The following is a 3590-nucleotide window of genomic DNA, read 5'->3' as shown; positions in this document are numbered from 1 at the left end:
GACCAACTGCTCATGCACCGTTGCTACCCCACTGAATCCAAACAGGGAATCCCTCACGCGATTTGTGCAACAAAGCCAATGCAAATTGATATAGAGTAACGAACATGTGCTACTCCGTATCGCGCCGCTATTCGAGTCACAATTTACAGATTTCAATATGGTCAAAATTCGATAGAATTGCTAAGTTTAAGTACTTTCCGATGATGTAATTACAATTCCGGGGCCTGTGCCCTCGCCATTAGAATACAAGGTGACAGTGCTAGGAGGGTCCTCGCGCGCTTGTTTAAATTCTATCTGCAAACCTTGAGAGTTGTTTACAGATAAAACTAAGTCACCTTCGAAGTAAACTTTTACCAAATTTCCACTCTCAACAGTTTGGAACGACCCGGCATTCACTGAGTAAATTCCTTCATCAAAAAAATTATCACTTTCGAGGACTATAAGGCCGGCATCATTGACGGGATCAAAGTCATCTATAACGGCTCCTTTACCAAAAATAGTGATAACGTCGTCTCCAGACCCGCTCGAGATACTATCTCCAGATGCAGCATAAATCACATCGTCTCCATCTCCCCCAACTAGCGTATCACTAGCGTCATCCACCAGTTCGTCAAAATCCGCCGTACTCGTTGGTAGGAAAAATTCCTCAAAAGATCCGTAAATTGTGTCATTACCATCACCTCCGTCCAACAGGGATGCATCATTTCCTGAAATCAAGAAATCATCGCCGCCGCCAGCCAAAACTGTGTCGTTTTCACCGCTAGACAGGTAGATATCGTCACTGTTACCACCTTCAATAAGGGATCCCCCCTCTGATACTGAAATGAAAATGCCCTCATCGCCACCTATTACCGTATCGCCGTCACCTGAATATACGATCGCATTTGAAAATCCAGAAACATTTATCGTATCTGGATCCTCTGTATCAAGAACTAGTAGTGGCCCGTCCTCTGTCTTGATCTCGTCTATCTTCCCATCAAGAACGACCTGCGTACTTTCTTCTAGCCACTCAACCGAATCTATATCCAAAATGGCAAAATCATAACTATCTTGCGAGGCTTCACCTTGAGGTAACGGCCCATCTTCTCCAGTTGCGCTTATGCCGTCTGTAGCGTTGTCGATAGAGAAGTCTAACGACTGATCACCGTCTACACTAGAGCTTTCCAACTCTTCGCTTTCAATATCATTTTCGTCGTCATTGTCTACTAGCAGAGTGAATAAGCCACCTGCGGCGACTAAACCGAGCAAAACCGAAAAGCCCAACATAAACTTAACCTTTTGTGAATAGTGGAACAATTTTTGACAGCCTCAAAGACCTTCAAGAAATTTACAAGTGCAGGCCTAAGAAGGACTTAAGCGAGCGTATTTCTTGGTTGCGTGCTTCCCTCAGTTTGAAAATAATTTAACAAAAAACTTATATTTAGTAGTCGGTGCAGAAGCGCGGCCTCGGTAAACGTCGCGACACTTCCTGTTTAACTAAAATGCTCTTGGTGCGTCAGTCAATCGCCGCAATTCTGAACGAATCTGAACTCAACATTCATCCATCACCTATACCACTGAAATTGGTGGTGAGGAACTCGTTTATATGAGTCTTCTTTGGAGTATTTGAGGTGGATGCATTTCTGATTAAATTGTATCAGGTCTGCTGTTTATCTCAGAATGTAATTTCAAGCGAAAAAGCTTGAGAGGTGGGTGAGATATGTTGGAAATTCCTTCGATTGCTGGAGATGCGAAGTATAGTGATGATCATTTTGGTGGCAATCTTTTGGCTCCACGCGGGGATCTTTTGGGTGATGGTTCCTACGCAGAAGCAGTGGAGTATTTGGGCGTTTCTGGCCTCAGATACCCTGGCGGTTCGCTAACAGAGTATATGTTTGACATCACAGACCCTGATGCTGAAGTCGTTTACGACCCCCGAAGTGATGAAGAGCAAACCATGATCGGACTGACCGATTTCATGTCATATGCTCTTGACGCTGATCAACCTGTTACCATTGTTGTTCCAACACGAACTCAAACTTCTGAAAACTACGATGAAAATGGTGATCGATATGCTGATATCGACGAAGCAGAACTACGTGCGTTTGTGCAAGACTTAGCTGCAGGCGAATACGGTGAGGCCAGAATTCAAGCCTTTGAAATAGGTAATGAATACTGGGGTTCTGGTGAGATGTCGGCGCTTGAGTATGGTCGAGTAGCGTCAGAAATGGCAACGATTATAAATGATGAACTAGAGAAAGCTGGGAATTTCGATACAGATATTGTGGTTCAGAAAGGAAATAATTTTGGTTTCTCGAGACTCAGTGATGACTATGACGGCGTGCCCGGGGACGAAGTGTTAGCTACACTTAACGAATTGTATGGAGTTGAGCTTGATGATGATGCTCTGTTCAATAGCGGCGACGTAAACTGGGGCTATGTCAATTCTAAGCTTGTATTGTCCAGTTTTGATACAGATGTGGAGAAAGAGGCTGTAGATGGGGTTGTAACCCATATCTATTCTCGTGGAGATGTTGCTGAAAGTACTCGCTACTTTGATTTGGACCAAATTAACGATACTTGGGCGCAAGATATTCCTGGAGTCGAAATTTATATTACGGAATGGAATTTGAAGTCCACTCCAGGCTTGGAGCGCGAAGAGGATTATGGGCTTTTCCAAGGCCAAGAAATGCTTCAGATTATGGAGGAGTTTGGTCGAACAGGCGTGGACAAAGCCCACGTGTGGCCGCTCATTCAGAATACACGCAATGCACTTGCCGAAGGTCAAGATTTTGATGCTGCTACTCCTCCGGGAGAGATGTTTGCGCTTATGTCGGAAACTTTGCCAGGAAAAGTTCTGCTGGACTTTCAAGAAGGTGACAAAGACACAGAGGCGGAGTTTGGCGATGTGTCAGTTCACATGTTTGCTGGAGAAGGCGAGTTAGCTTTTTATGTGATGAATGGTAGCAAGGAGTCGGCCGCGTCGGCCGATATTGATTTGTCTAGCCTTGTAAGTGACTACAATGTCTCGGACATACTAGTTTTGGGTGTTGAAGATGAGGAAATGCCAGGGTCCAACAAATCTCAAGCCGTCATAGAAGAGTTGGACGCTAGCATAATGCAGGGCGGCAAGTTTGAGGCATCCCTGAGCCCGGGTGAGATCATGCAAGTAGTGTTGACGGATGTTGTTCCTACCGAAGGCTTCGAAGACATTTGGGATGCGGCTAATTCGGTAGATCCTTTTGCCGGCGAAGTTATTCCTCAACCGGAACCCGTTACCGTTCCTGAACTTGAGCCAGCGCTTGATCCGGAACCGGCACCGGAACCTGTAATACCGGACGTACCTTTGGTTGACGTATCGGACGATGATGCTGAGGACGTTGGCGCAGTTGAAGATGATGATGGGGACATGTTTGCTGGACTTGGTTGGGCAGGAGGCTTACTGCTGTTGCTTGCAGCTGGAGCGGGCGGTTTTGCAGGCTGACGCAGATAGTAGCAACTTGATTCAGCCCCCTGATCCGGGCCCTTCTGGTGGGCTTTGTTGCACAAATCGCGTGAGGGATTCCCTGTTTGGATTCAGTGGGGTAGCAACGGTGCATGAGCAGTTGGTC

General features: G+C 46.0%; 2 protein-coding genes. One reads left to right on the top strand and one right to left on the bottom strand.

All coding sequences use genetic code 11. From position 1 onward, the window contains the following. Positions 1 to 186: 186 nt before the first annotated feature. Positions 187 to 1266 (bottom strand): hypothetical protein, encoded by a 1080-nt coding sequence (locus tag Q0936_RS20330; protein WP_299146678.1) that lies wholly within the window; start codon positions 1264 to 1266, stop codon positions 187 to 189. 433 nt (positions 1267 to 1699) lie between these two features. Here Q0936_RS20330 and Q0936_RS20325 point away from each other — a divergent pair, with 433 nt between their 5' ends. Beyond that, positions 1700 to 3463 (top strand): type I secretion protein, encoded by a 1764-nt coding sequence (locus Q0936_RS20325; RefSeq protein WP_299146679.1) that lies wholly within the window; start codon positions 1700 to 1702, stop codon positions 3461 to 3463. Positions 3464 to 3590: the final 127 nt, after the last annotated feature.

It is taken from the genome of uncultured Tateyamaria sp. (assembly GCF_947488715.1).
Taxonomy (GTDB): Bacteria; Pseudomonadota; Alphaproteobacteria; order Rhodobacterales; family Rhodobacteraceae; genus Tateyamaria.
The sequence above is the reverse complement of the archived record's forward strand: the minus strand, read 5'-3'. Positions and strand labels throughout refer to the sequence as shown.